Origin of the sequence: Halorubrum sp. AD140 (assembly GCF_034497445.1) — an archaeon.
GTDB lineage: Archaea > Halobacteriota > Halobacteria > Halobacteriales > Haloferacaceae > Halorubrum.
Genome location: NZ_JAXRUU010000268.1, coordinates 1 through 1,148, shown reverse-complemented (window position 1 = coordinate 1,148; position 1,148 = coordinate 1). Strand labels below are relative to the sequence as shown.

The 1,148-nt window shown below is 65.3% G+C and carries 2 protein-coding genes; one reads left to right on the top strand and one right to left on the bottom strand.

Annotation, left to right across the window (positions count from 1 at the left end; genetic code table 11):
• Window positions 1–235: 235 nt before the first annotated feature.
• Complete coding sequence (locus U4E84_RS18090) at window positions 236–586, bottom strand: PadR family transcriptional regulator (RefSeq protein WP_322533455.1); 351 nt, start codon at window positions 584–586, stop codon at window positions 236–238.
• Between the two features lie 365 nt (window positions 587–951).
• Here U4E84_RS18090 and U4E84_RS18085 point away from each other — a divergent pair.
• A partial coding sequence (locus U4E84_RS18085; RefSeq protein WP_322533454.1) for an inorganic diphosphatase occupies window positions 952–1,148 on the top strand: 197 nt, incomplete at its 3' end.

Genomic DNA, 1,148 nt, shown 5'->3' with positions numbered 1-1,148 from the left:
CGACGAGCAGCTCGACGCCGTCGACGAGTCGCTCTCCGTGATCGAGTCGGTCGCGGCCGACGTCGAGGGGTCCGCCGAGGGCGAGGCCGTTGGGGGCGAGACCGATGACGCCGACGACCGCGACGCCGGCGACTCGTAGCTGTCGCTCGGGGAAGCGAAAACGCGGCTTTCGCCGCGCCGTGTGCCAAAAGGGTCGGTCGGAGTTCTGTGCCGTCCGGACCGCGCGGGCGTCGCCCTACTCGAGCAGCGCCCGGACCTCGTCCGCGCGCTCCTCGTCGGTGACGAACCGCTCGAGGACCCACTCGATCTGGCCGAGGACGACGTCGTGGCCCTCGTCGGTGAGCTCGTACTGGTTCGTCCGCTTGTCGAGCTCGCTCTTCTCGACGAGCCCGTGGTCGACGAGGTCGTCGAGGTTCGGGTAGAGCCGCCCGTGATTCACCTCGGAGCCGTAGTACGCCTCCAGCTCCCGCTTGATCGCGAGGCCGTACATCGGCTCCTCGGCCAGGATCGTGAGGATGTTCTGCTGGAACGCCGTGAGGTCGCTTGCCGCGGTCGATTTGTCAGTAACTGCTTGTGCCTCTGACATGCGTAACAGGAAGAGACCCGCACTTATAATCCTTCTCAACATTCACGACTGTTGTGATGCGTAACCTCAAACGTTTGTCCGGATCTCCCGGTATCGGCGGTCTCTCGGCGAACAACCGTGTGATCCGGCGGCGAAGCGCGTTCGACTGATCGATTCCGGTTTGGGCGGATAGGCCGACGGATCGTCGCTCGCCCCCGACGTACGGCTCGCGATCGAAACCCGGAGATCGGCGTCTGACGCCCTCGAACCGGCGTCGCGGTTCCGCGCGGCCGTTCCGTCGCCTGCGCACGGCCGTTCCGTCGCCTGCGCACCGGCTCGGGCGATCCCGAAAGGACTTTGCCCGACTTCGACGCATCAACGGGCACATGGTCAACCTCTGGGAGGATCTCGAGACGGGACCGAACGCGCCGGACGAGATCTACGCCGTCGTCGAGTGTCTCAAAGGCGAGCGGAACAAGTACGAGTACGACAAGGACATCCCCGGCGTCGTCCTCGACCGCGTGCTCCACTCGAACGTCCACTACCCGTACGACTACGGGTTCATCCCGCAGTCGTACTACGA

Bases quoted from the DNA above. Each gene is read 5' to 3' on its own strand.
- U4E84_RS18090 (WP_322533455.1), bottom strand. From the start codon at position 586: ATGTCAGAGGCACAAGCAGTTACTGACAAATCGACCGCGGCAAGCGAC.